Genomic DNA, 23,641 nt, shown 5'->3' with positions numbered 1-23,641 from the left:
TATATTATGGCTCAAAATGATAACGATGAAAAAGACTTAAACTCAAAAAATCCGCACTCTTGTGATTGTAATGAAAGCTATAATAATATTAATGGTGGATGTGAGGATTATTCCTCCATGAATGATGAGAATGATGAGGATTGTGGCTGTGGGAATACATCTGGAAAAAGCTGCAAAACAGATAATTCATCCGATTTTTGCAGTTGTGGTTGTGGTGATGACCTTTTTGAAGAAAAAGAAAAAGACTGGAAAAAAACACCTCTTTTGATTATTTGTTCATCCATCCTGATATTATCTCTGGGACTATATCTAGATTTCTTCACTAGTCAGAAACTACTCGCCGAATTATTCTTTTTGGTGGTGGTGGTTCTTTCTGGTTTAGAAATAATCAAGAAAGGATTGCAAGGAGCTTTAAAAGGAAAATTCACTATGAATCTTCTAATTACCATAGCGGTTGTAGGGGCATTTTTTATTGGCGAGGGGGCAGAAGGTGCCTCGGTAGTATTTTTATTTTTTTTAGCTGAGTTTTTAGAAACTTACGCTGGTGAGAGAGCACGAAAATCAATTTCTAATCTATTAAAATTAGCTCCGGAAACTGCTACTTTAAAAAAGAATGGTGAAAGTGAAGAAATTCCAGTCAATCAAGTAAATATTAATGACATTATCTTGGTAAGACCTGGAGATAAAATACCTTTAGATGGGGTGGTAATTAAAGGTAAATCATCTCTCGATCAAGCTACAATAACTGGTGAAAGTATGCCAGTTACAAAGATTGAAAAAGATATGGTTTTTGCAGGAACTTTAAATATTGATGGATTTTTGGAAGTAAAAGTCACCCAGAGATCCAATCAGACATTAATTTCCAAAATCATTCAAATGGTTAAAGAGTCTCAAAGTAAGAAATCCAAAACAGAGGCATTTATTGATAAATTCGCCCATTACTACACTCCTGCTGTAATTTTACTTGCTGTTGCTGTGGCCACTATACCTCCTTTTTTATTAGGATTACCATTTGATACCTGGTTTTATAGGGCCTTAGTTTTACTTGTAGTTTCCTGTCCATGTGCTCTGGCAATATCAACACCCATTTCTATGGTCTCAGCTATAACTGCAGGAACCAATAATGGTGTTTTAATAAAAGGCGGGGAATACATCGAAAAAATGCAAGATGTGGATGTATTTGTATTTGATAAAACAGGAACATTAACCGAAGGAAATCTTGAAGTGACTGATATTATCCCTTTTAATAATTTCTCTGAAAAAGAACTTTTAGGGATTTCCGCGGGACTGGAATCCAATTCAAAACATCCCTTAGCAGAGGCCATAGTGAACCAGGCTAGTAATCAAAAAATACCCATTAAAGAAGTTAAAGATTTTGAATCTTTAACTGGTGAAGGCCTTAAAGGCATAATTGATGGTGATACATTTTTCATAGGTAAAAAAAGTCTTTTCCATAAAAATATTGATTTTCCTGTTGAAATTGTAAGAAAAATGGAAAGTGAAGGTAAAACAGTGGTTCTTGTTGGTAATAACTATCATATTGTTGGGGTTATAGGTTTAAGGGATAAAATAAGATTATTATCAAAGAAAACAATAACATCTCTTAAAAATCGAAATATTAAAACTTTAATGCTTACTGGAGATAATCCCGGCACAGCAAAAGCTGTAGCTTCTAAAATAGGTATGGACAAATATCATTACAGTTTATTGCCTCAAGATAAAGTAAAGATGGTTGAAAATCTTCTAAAAGAAAATAAAAAAGTAGCTATGGTTGGTGATGGAGTGAATGATGCTCCAGTTTTGGCCTTAGCGGATGTGGGCATTGCCATGGGGGCTGTTGGCTCAGATGTTGCTATTGAAGCAGCAGATATAGCTTTAATGCAGGACGATATTTCAAAAATAGACTATTTAATTGATTTAAGTAGAAAAAGCATGGGCGTAATTAAACAGAATATTACTGTAGCCATTATAATTAAAAGTTCCTTTGCTATTCTTTCTGTTATGGGATTTGTTACTTTATGGATGGCAGTAGCAATTGGAGACATGGGGCTTAGTTTAGCTGTTATTTTGAATGCATTGAGAATTGGAAGAAAAAGGTCTAAAAAATAGATGATGGCTATTATAATATTCCATTTGCTTTATAAAAAAGAGTAAGGGGTTTTATAGGAGCCTATAATCTTAATAGAATTTGGAAATCATATTTTTATCCAATATTTAAATAATATTTTAAACATATATTAATTTGGTAGAAATAGGAGGGATTTAATGAAAGAAGATGTTTTCTATGGAAAAGGTATGGCTCATGTAAAAAAAGATTATCTTGATTTATATGATGCCGTTGTGACTTTGAATGAAGCAGCATATACGGGTAAGTCTTTAGATTATAAAACTCAAAAACTAATTGCTTTAGGTATAACTGCTGCTAATTCTGATGATCGTGCCATGAAAAAACAAATGATGAGTGCCATGAGAGAATTTGATGTCACAAAAGATGAAATAGTGGATGTTCTACGAGTAGTTCTTCTAACTTCTGGAAACCCACCTTTTGTCAAAGCTATGAAAATACTCTATGAGATAGTAGACTAAAACAAATATCTCACATATTATTTTTTTTAGATTAAAAGTTGAATTAATTGAAAAAGTCATTAATTCACTTAATTGAAATTTAATCGCCTTTGATTTGAATTATTAAATGAATTAATTAAACACAGCCGATGAGAAAGTATCAAATATCTTGTGGATGGACTTTAAATTAGATGATATTAAAATCCGGTGAGTATATGAAAGATGATTACAATGTTAATCTAAAAAATTTTAAATTAAGCGATTATCAGGAAATTTTAGAATCAGCCCGGGTACTCCCTGGAAGAACCATTTTAAAAGATAACCTAAAAGAGAGATTTGATTTGTTCCGGTCTTTAAAAATAACTAATTTAGAGGATCTATTATCAAAAATAAAAACTAAAAAGAAAATTGTAGAATTTTCAAATGAAACCGGCTTATCTATTGAATATTTAACTATTCAGCGTAGACATATCATGGCTTATAAACCAAAACCTGTCTATTTAAAAGACATATCTGGAGTTAATCAAGATTATGTGGACAATCTCTCTGATTTCAATATCAAAAATTCTAAACAACTATTCCAGGTTTCTAAAACGCAAAGTGAACGGGAAGAACTATCAAAAAAAACAAATGTTCCCCTAGAATCACTCATGGAACTGGTAAAACTCGCTGATCTGCTCCGCTGTGGAGGGGTAGGGCCATTATTTGCCAGAATGATTTATGAAACAGGAACAGATAATATTGATAAACTGTCAAATGATTCACCAGAACATCTCTTTAATGAATTAATTCATTTAAATGAGGATAAAAATTATACTCGAGCCAAATTTGTTTTGGAAGATATTGAATATTGTATAAACTTTGCAAAAAAGTTACCTAAATCAATAAGTTATTGACCTATGTTTAACACATAAAAATTGTATAGGCACTTATTTAGTAGGATGAATAATATTATATGGGTGCATACAATTCAATTATTAATATAATCCTTGACTGGTTGTTATTAATCATGAACTTTCAATATTCACCATATGGGGCTGTATTATTAATAAGTGCAGTAATCGTATTGTCCTTGTCAATTTACAGTTTTCAAAAACGTTCTTCCAGAATGCATGTTTATTTTAGTTTGCTTTTGTTATCTTCATTTGTATGGTGTTTCGCATCTGCCATGGAATTTTTCACCATAGAAATGTCTTTGAAAATTATTTGGATACAAATAAGTTACATTGGGGTTACAACTGCTGCACCATTATGGTTAATTGTAGTATTAAGTTATAGTCGATATGAAAAATACTTAAAACCCAAAAATATTGGACTTTTAATGATAATACCATTAATTGTATTGGTTTTGGCTTTCACCAATTCATGGCATAACTTAGTTTGGCCCAGCATTACACCCACTTCAGATGTGCCTGGTGCGCTTTTGATATATGCACATGGGCCTGCTTTCTGGCTAAATATATTATATAGTTTCATAATGATTTTGTTGGGTGTAACAATATTATTCCAGACTTTAATTAGCTCTTCAAAAATTTATAGGTCTCAAATTTACCTTTTATTATTGAGTGGCTTTTCACCTATAATTTTCAGCCTTCTTTATATTTCTGATATTCTTCCAATTGCTGGGCTGGACATAACTCCGTTCGGCCTTGCATTTTCGGGAATATTGATTTCCATTGATATTTTTTTATTTAATTTTCTAGATATTCGCCCTATTGTTCATGAGGTACTATTTAAAAGTATGAAAAATTGTTTTCTGGTGTTTGATGCAGAAGATATACTGGTTGAAATCAACTCAGCTTCACGTTTTTTGGGAATATATTCTGAAAGCATTGGTAAAAAATCAGAGGATGTATTTACTGATCTTCCAGACCTAAATACATTTTACAATGGAGAACTCTCAGAAAAAGAAATATTCTTAGGAAAACCTTGGAATCTCTGGCTTCAAGTACAATTAACTTCCATCTGTGAAAACCAGGATAAACTGGGCAAATTAATTGTTATTCAAGATATTACTCGTCGGAAAACTGTTGAAAAAGAATTAAGTAATATTGAAGATCGTTATGAGGTTTTAACCGAACTTTCTCCTGATTCGATCGCAGTACTTATAGATAACAAGATTGTATTTGCTAATAATGCTTCTGCAATTCTTTTAGGGGCCGAAAGTTCTCAAGAATTAATTGGAAAAGAAATTCTTAGTTTCATTCACCCTGACTTTGAAGAAATTTCAAAAAAAAGGTTAAATGAAGTTTTAGTAGAAAGAAAGTCTTTAGATTTTATAGAAGAGAGGATAATTACATTAAACGGTGAAGAGAAAGATATAGAAATTGGTGATGTTCCAATAATATTCAATAATCAGCCTGCTGCTCAAATTGTGGTAAGAGATATAACCGAAAGAAAAAAACTAGAATCACAGCTTAAAAAATCTTTAAATGAAAAAGATTTGATGATGAAGGAGATTCACCATCGGGTAAAAAATAATTTAATGGTTATTCAAAGTCTTCTTAATCTCCAGTCCAAATATATAAAAGATGAACAAGCATTAAATATTTTTAAAGAGAGTCAGAACCGGGCGAAATCTATGGCTCTTATTCATCAAAGATTATATCAATCAACAGACCTTAAAAGGATTGAATTTGGAGAGTACACCAGGGCTTTAACCATGGATCTTTTTCGTAGTTATGTTAGGGATGGCAGTAAAATTCATCTGAATATTGAAGTTGAAAAAGTAATGCTGGATATAAACACTGCCATACCCCTAGGCTTAATTCTTAATGAACTGGTTTCTAATGTTTTAAAATATGCATTTCCTAGCGATATGGTTGGTAATTTGAATGTTAAATTTCACCAAGATAATTCTGGATACAGATTAATTGTAAGTGATGATGGTGTTGGCATCCCTGAAGGATTAGATTATGAAGATTCTGATTCATTAGGTTTAAAACTAATTTACAATCTATCGGAACAAATTGGTGCCAAGGTAACTTTAGATAGATCTAAAGGAACTCATTTTGAAATAAGATTCAAAGAACAGCCAGTTGTTCCAGAATGAATTAGAGATTATTCCCCAACGCCTGTATACTTTTAAAATAAGGTTAATATTCAGATATTTTCTCTTTTTTACAGATTTGCGTAATATTATATATGTGAATTCGTTAATTATAATTAATTTAAATAAAAACTCAAATACCTATTTTATCAACTAGAAAATATTTAGGGTAAGGAAAACCTTTTTATGCTCATAATATCAATATTAACCATCGCCAATTTTGGCGAGTGAAAACTCTTTTTGGGACATAGTCCCATGGATGTGGCGCAAGCTGAACAAAGAGGTGTTTATTTATGTATAAGTATATCAAAGATGCATGGAAAAATCCAGACAACTCCTATGTAAGGGAACTTATGTGGGAAAGAGCTCCTCAATGGAGAAAGGAAAGCGTAATTCAGAGAATCGACAGACCAACCCGAATTGATCGAGCACGATCACTAGGTTACAAGGCTAAGAAAGGATATGTAGTTGTTCGAACACGCGTTAGGCGTGGTGGAAGGAGAAAAACCCGATTCAAAGCAGGTCGAAGGCCTAAAAGAATGGGTGTTAAGAAAATAACTCCAAAAAAGAACCTACAAAGAATAGCCGAAGAAAGAGTCGCTAAAAAATTCCCGAATATGGAAGTCCTGAACTCATACTGGGTATGGGCTGATGGTAAATTCAAATTCTACGAAGTTATATTGGTAGACCCAAACCATCCTGTCATTAAAAATGATCCTAAAATTAACTGGATCTGTGAAAGACAGCACAAAGGCCGAGCATTCCGTGGTTTAACTAGCCAAGGTAAAAAAACCAGAGGGCTCCGTAATAAAGGAAAAGGCTCAGAAAAAATAAGATAATCTTTTAAGATTACTTATTCTTTTCTTATTTCCTTATTAAACTATCTGAGTCATCTATTCTATTAATTTCTATTATTGATAATATTATTTAATCAAACATTTTTTAAAGGTTTATTATGATTCACAATATTTCTTATAGGGTTTTTGTTCATGGAACTGAAAACGAGGATAAGATAAAAGATGCTTTAATAACATTATTTCCAAATATTTCCTTTGAAAGGGAAGAAACAGAAGGTTATTATAAAAATCCCGTTATCATTCTAAAGGAAAAAATCGATAAAAAAAGAGAAATCAAAGAGTTCATTCAAAGATTACAAAATATCAATGAAAAAGAGAAAGAATCAATTTTTCACGATTTAGAAAGAAAGATGGATGATAATGGAAACTTATTTTTACGATTTAATAAACAAGAAGCTTATCACGGCAATTGGAAAATTGTGGAACATGGAGATTCTATCCATGTTAGAATAAAAATTGCTGCATATCCTGCAAAAAAGAAGGTTGCAATTAAAATTGCACAGGATATTTTAGGTTGATTATAAATTCAGTAACTATATTCAATTATTTTATCTATATTAATTGTTTTAAACAAATTCAAATAATACATTATAAAGATAACCATTGGTAATTACTATTAAGGAATATTATCATGAAATTTTATGATTTACACTTGAAAGGAAGAAATCCCGAAACTGATTACAGCATTATAAAAGAAGCAGCATACTTAGGTTATTCTGGTGTGTCAATAAGTTATTCTATTGATAATTATAAAAATATTAAATATTTGGATGAAATTAAAGACCAAATAAATTCTGAAGTTTCACAAACACCATTTCAATTAGATCCTGGATTAGAGTTATATCCAAAAAATCCCGAAGATTTTAAAAAAAAAGTCAGAAAATTTAGAAATAAAACTGATCTTTTACTGGTTCATGGAGGAGATTTAAAGATCAATAGGGCTGCATGTGAAAATGTTCAGTTGGATATTCTTTCAAGGCCTTATTACAAACGACGTGATTGTGGAATTAATCATGTTCTGGCTAAAGAAGCAGCTAAAAATAATGTGGCAGTAGAACTTAATATATCTGATATTTTAAAATCATGGCTAACATTAAGATCTAAATTATTAGCCCATTTTAGAGAAATAATAAAACTGCATAAAAAATTTGGTTTTCCACTTATAATTACCAGTGGTGCAACTTCTTTCTATGATATTCGAAGTCCCAGAGATTTAATTGCGCTTGCCCAGTGCTTTGGCCTTAATCATGAAGAATCCATTTCAGCATTATCCAAAGTTCCTCATTCTATCATGGATTACAATAAACATAGAGGAGATATGGTCATTGGTGGAGTCAAAAAAGTAGTTGGATAATTTATTATAAATATATACGCCGTTAAATGTTATAATTGATCTTGCAGATGGTTCAATGAAACTTAAAATACTTCCCCCTACAATCAGAGGCCCAAAAAGATACATTGCTTTTGAGGTCATTTCTCAAAAATCTATTAATAGAGATGATTTGGTTTCTATAATATGGGATTCCTGTTTGAAATTACATGGAGAATGTGAAACCAGTAGATTTCGCTTGTGGCTAATGAGGTTATGGACTTGCCCTTCTGTTGACCAAGGGAATAATTATAAAAATAATGATTTTTATATGAAGGGTATATTACAGTGCAACCGGAAAGATGAAGAAAAAGTTAGGGCGGCTATGTGCTTAACTCACCAATATAAAGGTAAGAGAGTGGTTTTTTATACTTTGGGATTATCTGGCACTATTCGCTCAGCAACGCAAAAGTTTATTAAACCAAGAAACTAACATAAATTACACAGAATAGACGAATTAATACATTATAGTGTGGACAGATCGGTTTTTTAATAAATTACCTTATTAAAAAATCAAATTCTTAAAAATTATTTTCATAAATAGAAGAAAAAAAAGAGAGGTATACCTATGCAACCGCTTCAAAGTGCAGGATATGATAGGGCCATTACTGTATTCAGTCCGGATGGAAGATTGTTCCAGGTTGAATACGCGAGAGAGGCAGTAAAAAGAGGCACAACTTCATTAGGTGTTAAATCAAGCGAAGGAATAGTGCTTGTGGTGGACAAGAGACCCACTAGCAAACTGGTTGAGCCTAAATCAATTGAAAAAATTTTCCAAATTGATGAACATATTGGTGCTGCTACTTCTGGTTTAGTAGCAGATGCAAGAGCAATTATAGAAAAAGCCAGAATAGAAGCTCAAGTTAATAGAATAACTTATAATGAGCCAATAAGGGTAGAAACCCTATCTAAAAAAATCTGTGATATGAAACAGATGTACACTCAACATGGTGGGGTTAGGCCTTTTGGATCTGCTCTTATCATTGGTGGAGTAAATGGTAAGGGATGTCGTTTATTTGAAACGGATCCTAGTGGTGCATTAATTGAATATAAAGCTACTGCTATTGGTGCTGGAAGACCAGTAGCCATGGAAGAGTTTGAAAAAAAATACAGGGATGACATGACCTTAACTGAAGCGATAGAACTTGCTTTAGATGCAGTTTACGAGGCTACAGAAGGTAAAACAACCCCTGAAAGCGTGGAAATAGCAGTAATTGATGCAAAAAATAAGAAATATAAAAAATTATCTGAAGATGAAATTAAAGATCATGTTGAAGAACTTCTCATAAGAAAGGAGAAAGAAGAGGAAGAAGAGGAGTAAAACATGGTTAACCTTGAAGATGCAGTAATTGCCCGTTTAGAATCTCATGGGGAACGATTTGAGATTTTAGTAGACCCTGATTTATCTGCTGAGTTTAAAAAAGGATCTGAAATTGATATAGAAAGTGTCCTTGCAGTAGAAGAAGTATTTAAAGATGCTAAAAAGGGTGATAAAGCATCAGAGGAAGGAATGAACAAAGTATTTCAAAGCACGGATCATCTGGAGGTTGCAGCAGCAATCATCATGAAAGGACAGATCCAACTCACTGCTCAACAACGCAGAGAAATGCTTGAGGAGAAACACAAAGAAATTGTAAGTACTATAGCTAGAGAAGCTATAAATCCTCAAACTGGACTTCCTCACCCCCCAAGGAGAATTGAAAAGGCCATGGAAGAGGCAAAAGTTCATATTGATCCATTTAAAACTGTTGACGAACAGGTAAATATTGTTCTAAAAGCCATTCGGATAAAAATTCCAATACGTTTTGAAAAGGTTAAAGTGGCTATGAGAATGCCTGGAGAATCTGCAGGTGGTGCTTATAGTACTATTTCTCAGTTTGGAAAAATCATTAAAGAAGAATGGCAACAAGATGGGTCATGGATAGCAGTGGTGGAGATACCTGGAGGCCTTCAAGATAGTTTTTATCAAAAAATGAGTGAGCTTACAGGTGGAAATGTTGAAACCAAGGTTATCAAATAACTTCTTCTTTTCCCTATTTTATGTGGCCTTCATAATTAAAGGAGGCATAATGTGATATTAGTAAAAGACAAGGATCTTGTGGTTCCTGGTGAAGTACTTGCAGAGGATGATTATCATCCTGGCAGAGGAACCTTTAAGGAAGAAAACAAAATATGCTCTTCTGTTGTAGGTTTGGTTGCCTTAAGAAATAAAAAAATTAGTGTAATTCCTCTACAAAGTAAATACGTTCCTAAACGGGGCGATGTAGTTATTGGAGAGATTACTGATATTAGATTTTCAATGTGGGGACTAGATATAAACTCACCTTACTCGGGATTGTTACCTGCATCAGAAGTGTTTGGGAAAGAAAAACGAGAACTGGAGAAAGTATTTGACATTGGAGATGTTTTATTTTTAAGAGTAATTGATGTAGACGAAGTTAAAAAAGTAAAATTAGGACTCAAAGGCAGAGGGTTGGGCAAATTTAAAGGAGGCATATTAATAAATATCACTCCTACTAAAGTTCCTAGGTTAATTGGGAAAAAAGGATCCATGATTAATATGATCAAGGATAAAACTCGCTGTGATATTGTCGTTGGTCAAAATGGAGTGGTATGGGTTAATGGCCAAAGTGATATGGAAAGAATTGCTGAAAAAGTCATTTTAATGATTGAAGATGAGGCTCACACTTCTGGACTTACTGATAGAGTTCGAGATATGCTTGCGGAGTTAACTGGCGAGAAAATTGAGGTTGATGAAGAAGAAACTTCTGAAACAGAGTCATTGGAAGAATCAAAAGATGATGAATCTCAAGTTTCTAGCAAGACTGAAGAAGAATCATCTGAATCTCAAGGTGAAGCTGCAGAACAAGAGAAAGTTGTTGAAGATCAAGAAGAAACAGTTGAAAAAGAGGGAGGAGACAAAACGTCTCAGGACAACTCTGAAGATTCTTCTAACAATGAGGAAAATAAAGCAAATAAAAATCTCCCTCGTGATCTAATTGAATCTAAATTAAATTTCATTAAGAGGTGATTATTATCATCACAACAGACAACAATTCAACTTCTAAATCAAGGGATGATGGAAGATCATTTGATGAACTCCGATCCTTGAAAATTGAAGCAGGTGTTTTAGAAAGAGCTGATGGATCAGCGTATTTGGAATTTGGTGGAAATAAAATATTGGTGGCAGTTTATGGGCCTAGAGAATCACATATTCGGAGATTACAACGTCCAGATAGGGCCAATATTAGGTGCAGATATAACATGGCCCCGTTTTCTGTGGACGATCGTAAAAGACCAGGGCCAGATAGAAGATCGGTAGAAATATCAAAAATTACTTCAGAAGCTTTACAGCCATCTATACTTCTTGAAAAGTATCCTAGATCACTTATAGATATTTTTATAGAAGTATTAGAGGCTGAAGGGGGAACTAGATGTGCAGGAATTACTGCAGCTTCTGTAGCCTTAGCTGACGCTGGTATACCTATGAAAGACATGGTTGTGGCTTGTGCGGCCGGTAAAGTAAATGATGAAGTTGTACTGGATCTCTCAGAAGTAGAAGATAAAGACGGTCAAGCTGATGTTCCGGTGGCAATCATGCCACGCAGCGGTGAGGTAACACTCCTACAGAGTGATGGCAATCTTACCACTGAAGAATTTGAAAAAGCCCTTGATCTGGCTATTGAAGGCTGTCAAGAAATTAGTAAAATTCAAAAAGAGGCCTTAAAAAACAGGTACGGTGAGTAAGATGAATGTTGTTCCAGAGATAACTCGTAAAAGCATTACTAATCTTATAAACAATATGGAAAGGCCTGATGGTCGTGCTTTGGATGAATATAGGGAAATTTCGCTTGAAACTGGGGTTATTTCCAAAGCTGAAGGATCTGCACGTGTAAAAATCGGAAATACTCAAATAATTGTCGGTACTAAGTCACAACTTGGAGAACCTTTCTCTGATACTCCTAATGTTGGTGTACTTATGACCAATTCGGAACTTTTACCTATGGCTTCACCTACATTTGAACCAGGACCACCTGATGAACGCTCAGTTGAATTAGCTAGAGTGACAGACAGATGTATTCGCGAAAGTCGAATGGTTGATATGGAGAAGCTGTGCATCATCGAAGGCAAAAAAGTTTGGTTGATATTTGTTGACCTGCATATTCTTGATTATGATGGTAATTTATTTGATGCGGCTGTTTTAGGAACTGTTGCTGCTTTATTAGATACAAAAATACCTAAAGCTACCGTGGAAAATGATGAAATTGTAATTAATAAGGATATTTTAGAACCATTACCTATTCGGGATAAAGTTACAATGTGTACTTTTGCCAAAATAGGTGAGCAGATGATCATTGATCCAGCATTAGATGAAGAAAATATACTTTCTGCTAGAATATCTATTGGAATTACGGAATCAGGACAGATATGTGCTATGCAGAAAGGTGGTGCCACACCACTCACTAAAGATGAGATAATAAAAGCAGTAAAAACAACTGAAGAAAAATCTAAAGAGTTGATGAAAAACTTACCATAATCATCTACTCTTTAAACCTTACATTTAAATATTGCTTTAATTATATTTTATATATCTAAATTGTCGATATGACAAAAATTTAATCTAAATATTATGAGTAACTTTTTTAAACTAATGATTTCTAAAGTTTGTTTAAAATAATTTACTTGGACTGCAATTAACTCAGTTATTGTCAGTTTTTTCAGTGTTAATTCACTAATAACAGATAGATGCAATTTTATAGTATGCTAATCTATCCGGGATAATTATTATCCTAAAAACCACTAAATCGTAAAATTTACTTGGAGTGATATAAATGGCAAGAACCAAAAAAGTTGGTATTACAGGAAGATTTGGGGCTAGATACGGTAGAAAAGCCAAAAGAACCGTAAAACAAATTGAAGAAAACATGAAAAAGAAGCATGTTTGCCCTAAATGTGACAGACCTCATGTTAAAAGAGTAAGTACTGGAATCTGGAAATGCAGAAAATGCAATACTGTCTTTACTGGCGGTGCATATGCCCCAGTTACACCTATGGGAAAGACTGCTACTAGAAATATAAAACGGATTGTTGGAGGTTTATGAGTTGTATAAATGTGCTGAATGTGGAGCTGTAATTGATCCTAAAGGTTACATGGAAAATAAATGTCCACGATGCAGATATAGGATTCTATTTAAAGAAGTTCCTACTGTAAGAAGGAATATTAAAGCAAGATAATAAATTTTATCTTTATTATTCTACTTTGGGAAGAGTTTCAATGCTCATCACTACGTCTAGAAAACCTGGAAGCAGAACACGTTCGTTTTGTCAGACCCTTCACCGGGTTTTAAATTCAGAATATGTAAACAGGGGTAAAATGAGCATGAGAGATGTGCTTTTAAAAGCTTCTCAATTAAACCATGATACTATTGCTGTTGTTTTTGAAAAACACGGTAATCCCAGTAAAATAACTTTTTATGATTGTGATGGTTCTGAGATAATTTACATCACTTTAAATGCTGCTCTTCCTGAAAAAAGGATCAAGATACATAAAGATCATTTATCGTATAAATGTGATGTTAAAGACCTATGTTTTTTAGGGGATATTCTTAATATTGAAAGTGATAATGAATCAGAATTGGATTTTTTATGGATAAAGAAATCTGATAATGATTATAAAGCAATCTTGGAATTTTTTGATTCCAGTGGGATATCTACTGGCTTCAAGATTTTTATAAAAAACTTTAATAGAGGAGAGGGTGCTGCTTGAATGCAACTGCTCCTTTAAAGTATGTTGAAAGTGAAATACTAATTGAATTTGATAATCCAACACAAGCAGAACTTATATTCACTTCTGTACAACCTGAGATTTCTAGTTCTCCTTCTCAAAGATCATCTATGACTATGGATCTTCAAGGAAATAACATTCATATTAACATTAAAGCTACAGATGCCACCTCTTTCAGAGCATCATTAAACTCATCTCTAAAATGGATTATATTATCATTAGATGTATTAAATCTTAAAAATAAAAAGTAATTATTTTAATAAAATGAGGTAATACAATGGAAGTTCCACAAAATATCCAACATCAATTGGCCCAATTCCAACAGTTACAACAACAAGCACAGGCAATTTCTATGCAGAAACAAACTGTTGAATTACAAATCCAGGAATCTCAAAAAGCTTTAGAAGAACTTAAAAAAGCTGCAGACGATGCTGATGTTTACAAAACTGCAGGCAATCTTTTAATTAAAGTTCAAAAAGATGAGATTAATACTGAGTTAGAAGATAAAGTTGAAACTTTACAACTTAGAGAAAAAACCATTCAAAGACAAGAAGAAAGAGTTATGAGTAAACTCCAGGAAATGCAGGCATCATTACAAGAAGCTATGCAGGGCGCTGGATTAACTCCGGGGATGGGTAATTAATTGAAAAAACTCAAAAATTTGAGTCAAGAAGATTTAGATCAAATTTCAGATTTCATTTCTTCTACCACTCAAAACTTCATTTTAGGTCAAGTTTCTAAAAAAGAGATTTCTGACATTGATATAAAGGTTGAATTATCATATAGTGAAGAACTCTCTGTTGATATATCAATTGAGCTTTTTTTAGACCAGTTATCTAATCAGGACCCCGAAATTGTCAATGAAGCATTAGAATTTGCCCATAATTCACTGGACAAATTTTTAGATGATCATTACCGAATTTAATTAATTTTTTCTTTTATTTAAACTATTTTTCTCAATTTTTAATACGATATTTAAGTATTTTAACAATTAAGTAATACTTTTTTTTCAAAAAGTATTTATACTAATTGCACCTTCTTTAACATGAGCATTGGTTTCCTCCTATGCTTATGCCATAAATCTTGGCATGATTCCTAAAGTACTCCAGGGCATCTATAACAATCCTTTCGCTCAGTCACTTTTTTTATTGTATAGATGCCCTGTATTCAAATTTTGAGGAAATTTTCTGTTTCAATAATCCTTTTGAGTAGTTTATTGGTTTACTTAGTATTTTTTCCATATGCACTGTTCCTCTTTCATTTTGAGTATCTTCAATAATATTATATCCATTACACATCCAAAATTCGAGAGACCCTGGAACTATTTTGTGTGTATGCAGATAAATTTCATGGAATTCTTGGTCATGGCAAAAATTTTCTCCAAATTTTACCAGAGAAGATGCTAAACCTATCCTACGATAGTGGCTCAGTACAAATGTTCTCCAGAAACTTGCTGTTTTTGAGGGATTGTATCTATCTTTAAAAGATTCAAAATCTTTATCATAGCTTCTTACGCCCAAAGTACCGACTAGTTTCTTTTTTTCGTTGTCTATGGCAATTATGAATGCATTTTTTTCAGGAGTTATATAAAACGATTCAAGATTTATTATGTCCTCATGGAATTCGGGAACATAACCATACCCAAATTCCTGTTTAATCAGTGAAAAAAGAAATTCTCGCACATTGAATAGGTCTATATCTGATTTTTCCATGATTTTGATGGTAAACTCTTTAATAATAATCCCTCACCAATAATACTTTTTGCTGGGTTTTTTCAAGATTTGTAATACTCATGAATATTTTTATATTAATAAGTAGTTTTAATCCAACCAGATATATATTTTTATTTAAGGGGTTCATGAAACAGAATTAAATATTTTAAAATAGATGTTTTATTAATAATATCCATAGATAGTACGAAATAAAAATTTAGACTTTGCGTTATAAAAATGAGAATCTTTGATTTATTTTAGATAGTGATGAGCATTAATCTAAAAAAATTATTCAATTTTAGTTGAGGAATCATTATGAGTTGTTACATTTACTGGAAAAAAATTTCGGAGATTGCAGAAAACCTGAAAAAATATGATGAATGCACCATTGAAAATTTGCCGTTAGAAAAAATATTGCCTCTTTTAGATGATATTGAAGAAATAGCTCATGATAAAACTATAGATTTTGAGTCAGCTCAACATATTTTAGATAATGAAAGAATGGCTAATGCATTAAAAGTTATCCGGAAATTTTATGTGGATATTGGAATGAAGCTGGAGACTGAGAAAGCATATGAAATCTTGAATTCAGATAGCCCCTGGAAAACTTTAGAGTCATTTCATTTTTTTCATCGATATGAAAAATTAATTCGAAATGAAGCTCATCTGGCGCATTATGTTAATGAGGATAGGGTTGTTTTTGTGGGAGGAGGTCCCCTTCCACTATCTCTAATATTAATTAATAAATTTTATGGGATTAAGGGGGTTAGCATTGAAAGATCCCCTGAGGTTGCTGATATTTCGAGGAATGTTTTAAAAAAAATGGACTTAAATGAAGAGATTTCAGTGTTATGTGGTGATGAGACTAGTCTTTCTGGTATCGATTTTGATCTAGTGTTGGTGGCTGCTCTGGCAGAACCAAAAAAGAGAGTTTTTAAAAATGTCCGCTTATTAATCAGTGAAGAAACTAGGGTAATTTACAGAACTTACACTGGCATGAGGGCTATTCTATATTCTCCTGTAACGAAAGAAGATGTTCTGGGATTTGTAATAGAATCCACAGTTTTACCTTCAGGTAAAGTGAACAATACTTCTATTTTAATCAAAAAAGAATAATTTTTAGCTAGAATTTATTGATAGAATATGATTTATTCTTAATTTATTACTAACTCTTGTTTTTTGCATTAATTTTTAATAATAAAAAATAAATAGAAAGTGTTAAATAAGAATTATATCACATTACAACTGATAACAATTAAGTTGTTGTGGGTAATACTAATTTAAGCCATTTTTTACCCTCTGTATGATCCGGTAGGGATTTATTATCTCTACTGGTTCTTTCCCTACATTAACTATTTTTTTTTATTTATGCTGTATTGGAATTCTTAATTGATTAAAGACTGATTTATTTATTTAAATTATGGATTGAATTTTTTAAATATATTTCTAATGATTATTCCTGGTCTTTTTTATAGAATAAATGTATAAATCCCTGATTTTAATAGGATTAATATCAATTAATTATTACTTTTTCTCGAATTTCCTCATTTTCGTAATAACATAAAACTTATTTATTGTATTACTCTAATATGATGTTGATACATTTATTGTTTCAATAAAGAAGTTTAGGGGCTGATTATATTAAAAATAAAACAAGAATCACTATAATTCTTATTTCATTCATGGCATTGGCTATATTTGGGAGTGGAATGGTCATCGCCCATCCAGGGCATGGTGAATATTATGATGAGGTAACTACTGAAGATACTAATCAACAAGAATCTAACCAAGATTCAACCAGTGATAGCAACAAGAAGAATAATAATAAAAAAAGTACAACTACAAACAATAAAAACAGTAACTCTGATGGTTCAAGCGGATCAAGTAGTGGTAGTTCTTCCAGTAATCAGGGAAGCAGTGGATCTTCACAGTCTGATTCTACTGATGATGCAACTGATCAATCCAGTGTAAATGATACTGCTACTTCCCAAAATAATTCGAATGATACAAATAATCAAACTAATGCCACTTCCACAGATAATTCTTCTAATCCAGTCATGAGTATTTTGACAATAATGGGTGTTTTTGTGGTAGGATTTGCAGCTATGGTTGGTCTGTTTAAAGCAGGTATATTGAAATAAAATTTTTATTTATGCTAATATCGGAATAAAGATTAATCATATTATACATTAAATGGAGGTTTTTTTATTGCATTTACCTGATGGAATTATACCTTTATGGCAGGCAGCTATTTACTGGGTAATTGTTCTCATTGCTCTGGCATTATACTCATATAAAATATCAAAAACTGAAGATAATCAAAAAAGAATGGTTTTAACGGCTTTACTTGCTGCTGCATCAGTCGCGGCTTCATCTATATCGGTACCTTCACCCTTTGGTGTACCCATGCATTTTTTCCTTATTCCTTTGGTAGCCATAATATTAGGTCCTTTAACAGGTGTTTTGGTTGCCTTTATTTGTTTAACCATTCAATTTTTCATCCTGGGAATGGGTGGGATTACCACATTAGGAGGAAATACATTAACTATGGGAGTAGTACTTAGCTTTTCTACTTACATATTCTATACATTGACTTCGGACCTTGACGAACGTTTAGGTGTTTTTGCGGGGACACTAATGGGAATAGCAATGGCCACCATTACTCATATTTTAATACTACTATTTGCAGGTGTTGCCACATTAGATCTGCTACTGGCTACTCTCTTACCATTTTATCTATTTATTGCAGTTATCGAAGGAACTGCGACTGTCTTCGTAGTATCATTTATAGGCAAAGTAAAACCTGAAATGTTAAAAATTACTAAAATCTAAAAAGGAGGATGTTTAATGAACATTAAATTAGTTTGTATTCTGATAATTGTTTTAGGAATGATATCCACGGTTAATGCTCATGGATTGCACGTAACTCCAGAGAATGCAACAATGATTGTCATTGCTGATAATTCGACAGGAGTTCCAGCTAAAAAATTAGCAAATGATATAGGACTGAATGTTTCTGTTTATAATTTTAAATCTGGAGATGACGTATTACATGAATTAGAACATGCTATAAATAATACTAATAAGACAATCTTGGTTGTAGCCTATCAAGATACAGTAACTGATTTCTTATCAAAACATCCTGAGGTTTCAGGTAGAATTTTTGTTAGCTCTTCAGATGAGATGGACATTAAAAATGGACTAATTTTGCTTAATTCCACAGCTTCAAAAAATACTAATACTAGCAGTGGCTTTTTAACTCCATTCATCACAGGAATTGTTATTGGTTTAATAGGGGGATTGGCAGGTGGTGTTTTCTGGATGAAAAAGAAAAGTGCGTGATATTTAACTTGTATTTTTTATTTTTTATTAACAATTTTTTAATAACCTCCTTTTCGTAATACTTTTTATAGAAATATAATTACATTTATATGAAATGAAGTTTAATAAAAAATTGATTCAAATGAATCATTTCTCCTAAGGGCATACTTGGTAGAAATCTAATACCCCAATGTATTTATCCCAAAACTGTTCGTTATCAGGTTTCTGCCAGGGTTCTTACTTTTTATTCAAAGTTTAGGGACTATTTATTTTTTTAGATATAGAAAAAGACGCTAAATTTTCGTATTTACATGTTTTAGAAATTTAAATACCAGTAATCTTTTTTCATGGGCATAATTGGCTCTATAATTAGTTTAAACAACTTATGGATCGATTTACTTCTTTAATAAATTATACGTTCTTCAATAATTGCTTTAATATAAAAATTACTTGATAAACTATAAAGTTTTCTTGAAAAAATAGTAAAATTTAAATATCAATTTTATTTGATTCAAGTATATTTTATAATATGCTAGATGTGAAATGGAGGTGAAAAACATTAGAAAACAATTAATTTTACTATTGATTTCTATGGTTTTTGTGATATCTTTATGTGGAACAGTTTCTGCAGCAAATAATTCTGAAGTAAATTCGTTTAATAAATCAGAAATAACATTAAATTTAACTTTGGAATATCCTGAAGCCATCGCGGGTGATAATTTGCCAAATATCACTGTGAAAGATGAAGAGGGGAATTTTATAAGTAATGTTTCAGTAAGTAAGTTCGGAGATAATCAGTACAAAGTGAATTTTACCAGTAATAAAACTCTTTTTAATATAACATCCAGTGCACTGGGACATGTATCAAATAGTGTGAATGTTTCAGTTTCCCACATAAACCCTGAAGATTTATTTTATTCGGCTAATGCCAGTATAAATCTGAGGGCTTATAATTTGCTAATGATTAGTAGCTCAGAGACGTATGTCCAGAATTTTGTAGATACCTATAAACAACTTAAAAATGAGGGTTATTATTTCAATCTCTATTATTTTGGGTTGGATGAGGTAACAGATTTGGCAAAACAGGAAAAAATCAGAGAAGCTGCAAATAAAGCAGATATAATTGCTTTACAGATGATTAGTAGTTCTTCTAAGGTGGATATTATAAGGGATTTAATATCCAATACTCCTGCAAAGAAAATTCTAGGTATTCGTAGTTCGAATCTTAATTTACCCAATATAGATCTTAATGATACAGTCACTAGACAGTACTGGGTTCAGGCCGGTGCAGAAAATGTTAGAAGGTTTCAATTATACATCCTGCAAATGGTAGGGATGGGATTAAAAACTGGTGAAAATGTCACTGTAGTGACCTGGCCAGAACAGTTCATATTTCACCATGGAGCTAATTCTTCCAATGCAAACTTAAATGGGGGAATAGCTATGTTTTACACATGGAATGAGTACTTCACATGGTACAAAAACAATGGTTATTATAAACAAAACGCACCATGGGTTGGAATTGTTGCCTATGATTCCAGTTTAAAAGGAGGAAACAGTGAAATGCAAGTAGAACTCCTAAAAAGTCTTGAAAATAAGGGGCTTAATGTTATACTTGTATTTGCAACCACTACGGGTAGATTAAATGTTGCGGATATGTATTTTAAAGAGGGCAATGTAACCAGAATCCATGCATTAATTGCTAGTTTAGGTTTCACTTATGTCTCTGGAAACTCTTCAAAGTCTATTATTCTATTTAAAGATTTGAATGTACCAATATTTGCTCCAGTTTATACTTCTAATCTGGAAGGTTGGGAAGATAGTTCAACTGGGATAACCAGTGAAGTGTACTGGCAAATTGCACAACCCGAACTGGAAGGAAGAATAGAACCAATCCTCATGGGAGGTATAGAAACAGTAGGAATAGATCCTGAAACCGGAATAGTCCTCAAACATTATAAGGCCATTCCTGAGAGAATTGATAGAGTCACAGAACGTGTAAAAAATTGGATCGAACTCAGAACCCTTTCCAATGCCGATAAAAAAATTGCACTGCTCTACTATAATATTGGTGGGGGTAAAGATGGAGTATCTGCTTCTTATCTGGATGTGGTAAGTAGTATTGATGCCATCATTAAGGCCTTAAATGGAACTAATTACACCGTTCCCGGTAACTATTCCTCAAAAGACATAGTAGATATTATGCTAGGTATTGGAAATAATGTAGGTAGTTGGGCTCCAGGAGAACTTGAAAAAGTAGTTCAGGCGGGTGCCATAACAATACCTCTGGAGACATATTTAACATGGTTCAATAGTCTGCCTGAAACTTTAAGGAACGAAGTCATAAGTGAATGGGGGCCAGCACCAGGTAATGTAATGGTTTACAATAATTCCATAGTTATATCTGGAATAATGCTGGGAAATGTGTTTTTAGGTGCCCAACCTATGCGTGGTTGGGGTGAAGATCCCGATAAAATAACACACTCTGCTAGTTTGCCGCCAACTCATCAATACATTGCTTTTTATATGTGGCTTCAGAACCAGTTCGATGCCAATGCAATAATTCATTTGGGTACTCATGGGACATTGGAATGGCTCCCAGGGCGAAGTGTAGGTCTGGGTAGTGATGACTGGCCAGATGTTTTAATAGGTAACATACCTAATATTTACCCTTATATCGTAGAAAATCCAGGTGAAGGAACACAAGCTAAAAGAAGAAGTTATGCTGTAATCATAGACCATATGATTCCACCTATGGTTCTCTCAGAACTTTATGGTGATTTAGCAAAACTTTCAGATCAGATTAAATTCTATCGCGATGCTACAACTGAGGAAAGAAAAATTGCGCTCCAAAAAATCATGATGGTGATGATTAAGGATTTACATCTAGATGAAGATTTGAATTTGAACCTCAATACAACTCCCTTCAATGAAGTTTTGGACAAGGTTGAACACTATTTAGAAGAACTTGCTGTGACACTAATGCCTTATGGCTTACACACATTTGGAAGTGTTTTAGAAGGAGATTTATTGGAACAGATGATAGAATCTATTGTAAGTTTTGATCCAGAAAATAGGAATACTACTGAGTATAGAGATTACTTACGCAGCATACTAAGTGTAAATTATGAAATGGAATACTTGTTGAAAGCTTTAAATGGGGAATATATACCTGCAGCTCTTGCAGGAAGCCCTATCCGAAAAGTCGATGTACTTCCAACTGGTTCAAATTTTTATTCCTTTGACCCCAGATATGCTCCAGATAAAGCTTCCTGGGAAATTGGGAAAAAAATGGCGGATGATCTAATACAAGAATACTACAATACTAATGGCCGTTACCCCGAAACAGTAGGCGTTGTTTTATGGTCTATTGAGACCATGCGTACCAATGGGCAGTCTATTGCTATGATATTAAGGTTAATGGGTCTTGAACCAACTTATGCATCTTCTGGATATTTCAATGGAGTAAAAGCAACACCATTATCTGAACTTAATAGGCCCCGAGTGGATGTTGTAGTAACCATAAGCGGACTTTTCAGAGACACGTTCTCTTACACCATAGAATTATTAGACGATGCTTTTAGATTCGTATCCAAACTCAATGAAAGTGTTGCAAATAACTATATTCGAAAACACTATCTGGAAGACCTGATTAAATATAATGGGCAGGGAATGAGTTCAGATGATGCTGAATTATATGCTATGGCGCGTATATTCGGGCCTCCTGCAGAAGCATATGGTACTGGTTTAAGTGAGTTATCTACTACAACTACTGCCTGGGATGATCAATCTGAGTTGGTCGACACATATTTAACCAGAATGTCCTATTTCTATGGGAGAAACATAAATGCTAAAAGTGGTTTAAATGCATTTATAAACCAGCTCACACGTATTGATGCGACTGTACAAATCAGAGATGGTTTATATGGTGTATTTGATAACGACGATGTAGTGCAGTATTTAGGTGGTCTGACCATGGCTGCCAAATACTTATCTGGGCGTGATATTCAGGTTTATATTGCAAATACTAGAGGCACACCTAAAATTGAGACATTGTCTCAGTTTGTAAATAATGAGATGAGGACCCGAATATTAAATCCTAAATGGGCGGAGGGTATGCTCAAAAATAACTTTAGTGGTGCACATGAAATTGCAGATCATGTAGAGAACTTATTCCGATGGAATGCTATAGATCCTACAGTAACCAAAGATTGGATGTGGAAAAATATAGCGGATATGTACATACTCGATTCAAATTACCGGAATCAGATGTTAAAAGCAAATCCATATGCATTTGCTTCAACTGCAGCATGGTTATTGGAAGCAGCTAGAAGAGGAATGTGGAAAGCAGATTCTGCTACTTTAACAAAAATAGCTAATGAATACATTAATGCTATTAAAGATTATGGAGTTGTGTGCTCTCATCACACTTGTGCTAATCTTGAATTTAATAAGTGGGTGGCTAAGGTGTCTTCACTTCCAGCAGCTACTTTAAAAACATATGCAAATATTATCAAAGCTGCAACTGGTCAGGATATAGGATTAACCTCAAATAATCCATCAAATCCATCACAAGATGATTCATCTACTAGTGAAAATGGTCACTCTCCATCTACTGGTGGAAGTACTGGTCAGTCTTCATCTGATGGGCATTCCAGTTCCAAATCTTCTGATTCTATATCAGAAAAATCAGCATCTCAAAATACTGCAGGATCAGAAAAATCTCAACAGAAATCATATGAAGTCACTAAAAATCCACAAGGATCTTCAGATAGCACTGGTGTCACTGCCTATGCTATTTTGGGGATAATTGGATTATTGGGATTGTTTGGATTAGGATACTACCGCAGCAGAATCAAATTTTAAAACTTTTTTTTATTTTTTACCATTAAAAAATGGATTTTCATGGGAATAGGTATTAACAATTATTTGTTATTACTAAATACTTGAAAATCAGGGAAAAAGTAATAATAAGTTTTTAAT

Annotated in this window: 25 protein-coding genes; 24 read left to right on the top strand and 1 reads right to left on the bottom strand. The window is 33.0% G+C overall.

What is annotated here, in order from left to right; genetic code table 11:
• The first annotated feature begins 6 nt into the window (after nucleotides 1-6).
• The 19 genes from MXE27_RS08925 (at nucleotide 7) to MXE27_RS08835 (ending at nucleotide 14,550) form a co-directional block, all read left to right on the top strand.
• Nucleotides 7-2,109, top strand: coding sequence for a heavy metal translocating P-type ATPase (locus MXE27_RS08925; protein WP_248612081.1), 2,103 nt, complete (start codon nucleotides 7-9; stop codon nucleotides 2,107-2,109).
• Nucleotides 2,110-2,265: 156 nt separating this feature from the next.
• A complete protein-coding gene (locus tag MXE27_RS08920) occupies nucleotides 2,266-2,586 on the top strand; it encodes a carboxymuconolactone decarboxylase family protein (RefSeq protein ID WP_248612080.1) in 321 nt (106 codons plus the stop codon).
• A 194-nt stretch (nucleotides 2,587-2,780) separates the two neighbouring features.
• Nucleotides 2,781-3,461: a DUF4332 domain-containing protein gene (locus MXE27_RS08915; RefSeq protein WP_248612079.1), complete on the top strand. Its 681-nt coding sequence runs from the start codon at nucleotides 2,781-2,783 to the stop codon at nucleotides 3,459-3,461.
• Between the two features lie 113 nt (nucleotides 3,462-3,574).
• Nucleotides 3,575-5,617, top strand: a complete 2,043-nt coding sequence (locus tag MXE27_RS08910) for a histidine kinase N-terminal 7TM domain-containing protein (RefSeq protein ID WP_248612078.1) — start codon at nucleotides 3,575-3,577, stop codon at nucleotides 5,615-5,617.
• A gap of 290 nt (nucleotides 5,618-5,907) precedes the next feature.
• Complete coding sequence (locus MXE27_RS08905; protein ID WP_248612077.1) at nucleotides 5,908-6,453, top strand: 50S ribosomal protein L15e; 546 nt, start codon at nucleotides 5,908-5,910, stop codon at nucleotides 6,451-6,453.
• 116 nt (nucleotides 6,454-6,569) lie between these two features.
• Complete coding sequence (locus tag MXE27_RS08900) at nucleotides 6,570-6,989, top strand: RNA-binding protein (RefSeq protein ID WP_248612076.1); 420 nt, start codon at nucleotides 6,570-6,572, stop codon at nucleotides 6,987-6,989.
• A gap of 113 nt (nucleotides 6,990-7,102) precedes the next feature.
• On the top strand, nucleotides 7,103-7,825 hold the full coding sequence (gene rnp3, locus MXE27_RS08895) for a ribonuclease P protein component 3 (protein WP_248612075.1): 723 nt from the start codon (nucleotides 7,103-7,105) through the stop codon (nucleotides 7,823-7,825).
• A gap of 55 nt (nucleotides 7,826-7,880) precedes the next feature.
• On the top strand, nucleotides 7,881-8,273 hold the full coding sequence (locus MXE27_RS08890; protein ID WP_248612074.1) for an Rpp14/Pop5 family protein: 393 nt from the start codon (nucleotides 7,881-7,883) through the stop codon (nucleotides 8,271-8,273).
• Nucleotides 8,274-8,408: 135 nt separating this feature from the next.
• A complete protein-coding gene (gene psmA / locus MXE27_RS08885; protein WP_248612073.1) occupies nucleotides 8,409-9,161 on the top strand; it encodes an archaeal proteasome endopeptidase complex subunit alpha in 753 nt (250 codons plus the stop codon).
• A gap of 3 nt (nucleotides 9,162-9,164) precedes the next feature.
• On the top strand, nucleotides 9,165-9,860 hold the full coding sequence (locus MXE27_RS08880; protein WP_248612072.1) for a ribosome assembly factor SBDS: 696 nt from the start codon (nucleotides 9,165-9,167) through the stop codon (nucleotides 9,858-9,860).
• Nucleotides 9,861-9,911: 51 nt separating this feature from the next.
• Nucleotides 9,912-10,871 (top strand): exosome complex RNA-binding protein Rrp4, encoded by a 960-nt coding sequence (rrp4, locus tag MXE27_RS08875; protein ID WP_248612071.1) that lies wholly within the window; start codon nucleotides 9,912-9,914, stop codon nucleotides 10,869-10,871.
• Nucleotides 10,868-11,587, top strand: a complete 720-nt coding sequence (gene rrp41 / locus MXE27_RS08870; protein ID WP_248612070.1) for an exosome complex exonuclease Rrp41 — start codon at nucleotides 10,868-10,870, stop codon at nucleotides 11,585-11,587. The genes rrp4 and rrp41 overlap by 4 nt, the downstream gene beginning before the upstream one ends.
• 1 nt (nucleotide 11,588) lies before the next feature.
• The gene (gene rrp42, locus MXE27_RS08865; protein WP_248612069.1) at nucleotides 11,589-12,377 is read left to right on the top strand and encodes an exosome complex protein Rrp42; all 789 of its coding nucleotides are present in this window, start codon (nucleotides 11,589-11,591) and stop codon (nucleotides 12,375-12,377) included.
• A 295-nt stretch (nucleotides 12,378-12,672) separates the two neighbouring features.
• Nucleotides 12,673-12,942, top strand: a complete 270-nt coding sequence (gene rpl37A / locus MXE27_RS08860) for a 50S ribosomal protein L37Ae (RefSeq protein ID WP_248612068.1) — start codon at nucleotides 12,673-12,675, stop codon at nucleotides 12,940-12,942.
• Nucleotide 12,943: 1 nt separating this feature from the next.
• Nucleotides 12,944-13,075, top strand: coding sequence for an Rpo12/RPC10 RNA polymerase subunit family protein (locus MXE27_RS08855; RefSeq protein WP_248612067.1), 132 nt, complete (start codon nucleotides 12,944-12,946; stop codon nucleotides 13,073-13,075).
• 40 nt (nucleotides 13,076-13,115) lie between these two features.
• Nucleotides 13,116-13,607 carry a Brix domain-containing protein gene (locus MXE27_RS08850; RefSeq protein ID WP_248612066.1) on the top strand — a complete coding sequence of 164 codons (492 nt, stop codon included), beginning with the start codon at nucleotides 13,116-13,118 and terminating at the stop codon, nucleotides 13,605-13,607.
• Nucleotides 13,604-13,876 (top strand): KEOPS complex subunit Pcc1, encoded by a 273-nt coding sequence (locus MXE27_RS08845; RefSeq protein WP_248612065.1) that lies wholly within the window; start codon nucleotides 13,604-13,606, stop codon nucleotides 13,874-13,876. Before MXE27_RS08850 ends, MXE27_RS08845 begins: the two co-directional genes overlap by 4 nt.
• A 26-nt stretch (nucleotides 13,877-13,902) precedes the next feature.
• The gene (locus MXE27_RS08840) at nucleotides 13,903-14,268 is read left to right on the top strand and encodes a prefoldin subunit beta (protein WP_248612064.1); all 366 of its coding nucleotides are present in this window, start codon (nucleotides 13,903-13,905) and stop codon (nucleotides 14,266-14,268) included.
• Complete coding sequence (locus MXE27_RS08835) at nucleotides 14,269-14,550, top strand: DUF3194 domain-containing protein (RefSeq protein ID WP_248612063.1); 282 nt, start codon at nucleotides 14,269-14,271, stop codon at nucleotides 14,548-14,550.
• Nucleotides 14,551-14,770: 220 nt separating this feature from the next.
• On the opposite strand, the gene MXE27_RS08830 is transcribed toward MXE27_RS08835, so the two are convergent.
• A complete protein-coding gene (locus MXE27_RS08830; RefSeq protein WP_248612062.1) occupies nucleotides 14,771-15,337 on the bottom strand; it encodes a GNAT family N-acetyltransferase in 567 nt (188 codons plus the stop codon).
• 315 nt (nucleotides 15,338-15,652) lie between these two features.
• On the opposite strand from MXE27_RS08830, the gene MXE27_RS08825 reads away from it, so the two are divergent.
• The 5 genes from MXE27_RS08825 to MXE27_RS08805 all read left to right on the top strand — a co-directional run bounded on the left by MXE27_RS08825 (nucleotide 15,653) and on the right by MXE27_RS08805 (nucleotide 23,524).
• Nucleotides 15,653-16,453, top strand: a complete 801-nt coding sequence (locus tag MXE27_RS08825) for a nicotianamine synthase family protein (RefSeq protein WP_248612061.1) — start codon at nucleotides 15,653-15,655, stop codon at nucleotides 16,451-16,453.
• 593 nt (nucleotides 16,454-17,046) lie between these two features.
• Nucleotides 17,047-17,478: a hypothetical protein gene (locus tag MXE27_RS08820; protein WP_248612060.1), complete on the top strand. Its 432-nt coding sequence runs from the start codon at nucleotides 17,047-17,049 to the stop codon at nucleotides 17,476-17,478.
• A 67-nt stretch (nucleotides 17,479-17,545) separates the two neighbouring features.
• Nucleotides 17,546-18,169 (top strand): energy-coupling factor ABC transporter permease, encoded by a 624-nt coding sequence (locus MXE27_RS08815; RefSeq protein WP_248612059.1) that lies wholly within the window; start codon nucleotides 17,546-17,548, stop codon nucleotides 18,167-18,169.
• A 15-nt stretch (nucleotides 18,170-18,184) separates the two neighbouring features.
• A complete protein-coding gene (locus tag MXE27_RS08810) occupies nucleotides 18,185-18,679 on the top strand; it encodes a hypothetical protein (RefSeq protein ID WP_248612058.1) in 495 nt (164 codons plus the stop codon).
• Between the two features lie 570 nt (nucleotides 18,680-19,249).
• Nucleotides 19,250-23,524, top strand: a complete 4,275-nt coding sequence (locus MXE27_RS08805; RefSeq protein ID WP_248612057.1) for a cobaltochelatase subunit CobN — start codon at nucleotides 19,250-19,252, stop codon at nucleotides 23,522-23,524.
• Nucleotides 23,525-23,641: the final 117 nt, after the last annotated feature.

The sequence above is a fragment of the Methanobacterium alcaliphilum genome (assembly GCF_023227715.1).
Classification (GTDB): Archaea; Methanobacteriota; Methanobacteria; order Methanobacteriales; family Methanobacteriaceae; genus Methanobacterium_E; species Methanobacterium_E alcaliphilum.
Note: the sequence above shows the minus strand (reverse complement) of the source record. Positions and strands in the feature narration are given on the sequence as shown.

Bases quoted from the DNA above. Each gene is read 5' to 3' on its own strand.
- MXE27_RS08805 (WP_248612057.1), top strand. From the start codon at position 19,250: ATGGTTTTTGTGATATCTTTATGTGGAACAGTTTCTGCAGCAAATAAT.
- rpl37A (WP_248612068.1), top strand. From the start codon at position 12,673: ATGGCAAGAACCAAAAAAGTTGGTATTACAGGAAGATTTGGGGCTAGA.
- MXE27_RS08825 (WP_248612061.1), top strand. From the start codon at position 15,653: ATGAGTTGTTACATTTACTGGAAAAAAATTTCGGAGATTGCAGAAAAC.
- MXE27_RS08925 (WP_248612081.1), top strand. From the start codon at position 7: ATGGCTCAAAATGATAACGATGAAAAAGACTTAAACTCAAAAAATCCG.
- MXE27_RS08880 (WP_248612072.1), top strand. From the start codon at position 9,165: ATGGTTAACCTTGAAGATGCAGTAATTGCCCGTTTAGAATCTCATGGG.
- rnp3 (WP_248612075.1), top strand. From the start codon at position 7,103: ATGAAATTTTATGATTTACACTTGAAAGGAAGAAATCCCGAAACTGAT.
- MXE27_RS08915 (WP_248612079.1), top strand. From the start codon at position 2,781: ATGAAAGATGATTACAATGTTAATCTAAAAAATTTTAAATTAAGCGAT.
- MXE27_RS08910 (WP_248612078.1), top strand. From the start codon at position 3,575: ATGAACTTTCAATATTCACCATATGGGGCTGTATTATTAATAAGTGCA.
- MXE27_RS08840 (WP_248612064.1), top strand. From the start codon at position 13,903: ATGGAAGTTCCACAAAATATCCAACATCAATTGGCCCAATTCCAACAG.
- MXE27_RS08850 (WP_248612066.1), top strand. From the start codon at position 13,116: ATGCTCATCACTACGTCTAGAAAACCTGGAAGCAGAACACGTTCGTTT.
- MXE27_RS08920 (WP_248612080.1), top strand. From the start codon at position 2,266: ATGAAAGAAGATGTTTTCTATGGAAAAGGTATGGCTCATGTAAAAAAA.
- MXE27_RS08810 (WP_248612058.1), top strand. From the start codon at position 18,185: ATGAACATTAAATTAGTTTGTATTCTGATAATTGTTTTAGGAATGATA.
- rrp42 (WP_248612069.1), top strand. From the start codon at position 11,589: ATGAATGTTGTTCCAGAGATAACTCGTAAAAGCATTACTAATCTTATA.
- MXE27_RS08830 (WP_248612062.1), bottom strand. From the start codon at position 15,337: ATGGAAAAATCAGATATAGACCTATTCAATGTGCGAGAATTTCTTTTT.
- MXE27_RS08900 (WP_248612076.1), top strand. From the start codon at position 6,570: ATGATTCACAATATTTCTTATAGGGTTTTTGTTCATGGAACTGAAAAC.
- psmA (WP_248612073.1), top strand. From the start codon at position 8,409: ATGCAACCGCTTCAAAGTGCAGGATATGATAGGGCCATTACTGTATTC.
- MXE27_RS08820 (WP_248612060.1), top strand. From the start codon at position 17,047: ATGGTCATCGCCCATCCAGGGCATGGTGAATATTATGATGAGGTAACT.
- MXE27_RS08905 (WP_248612077.1), top strand. From the start codon at position 5,908: ATGTATAAGTATATCAAAGATGCATGGAAAAATCCAGACAACTCCTAT.
- MXE27_RS08890 (WP_248612074.1), top strand. From the start codon at position 7,881: ATGAAACTTAAAATACTTCCCCCTACAATCAGAGGCCCAAAAAGATAC.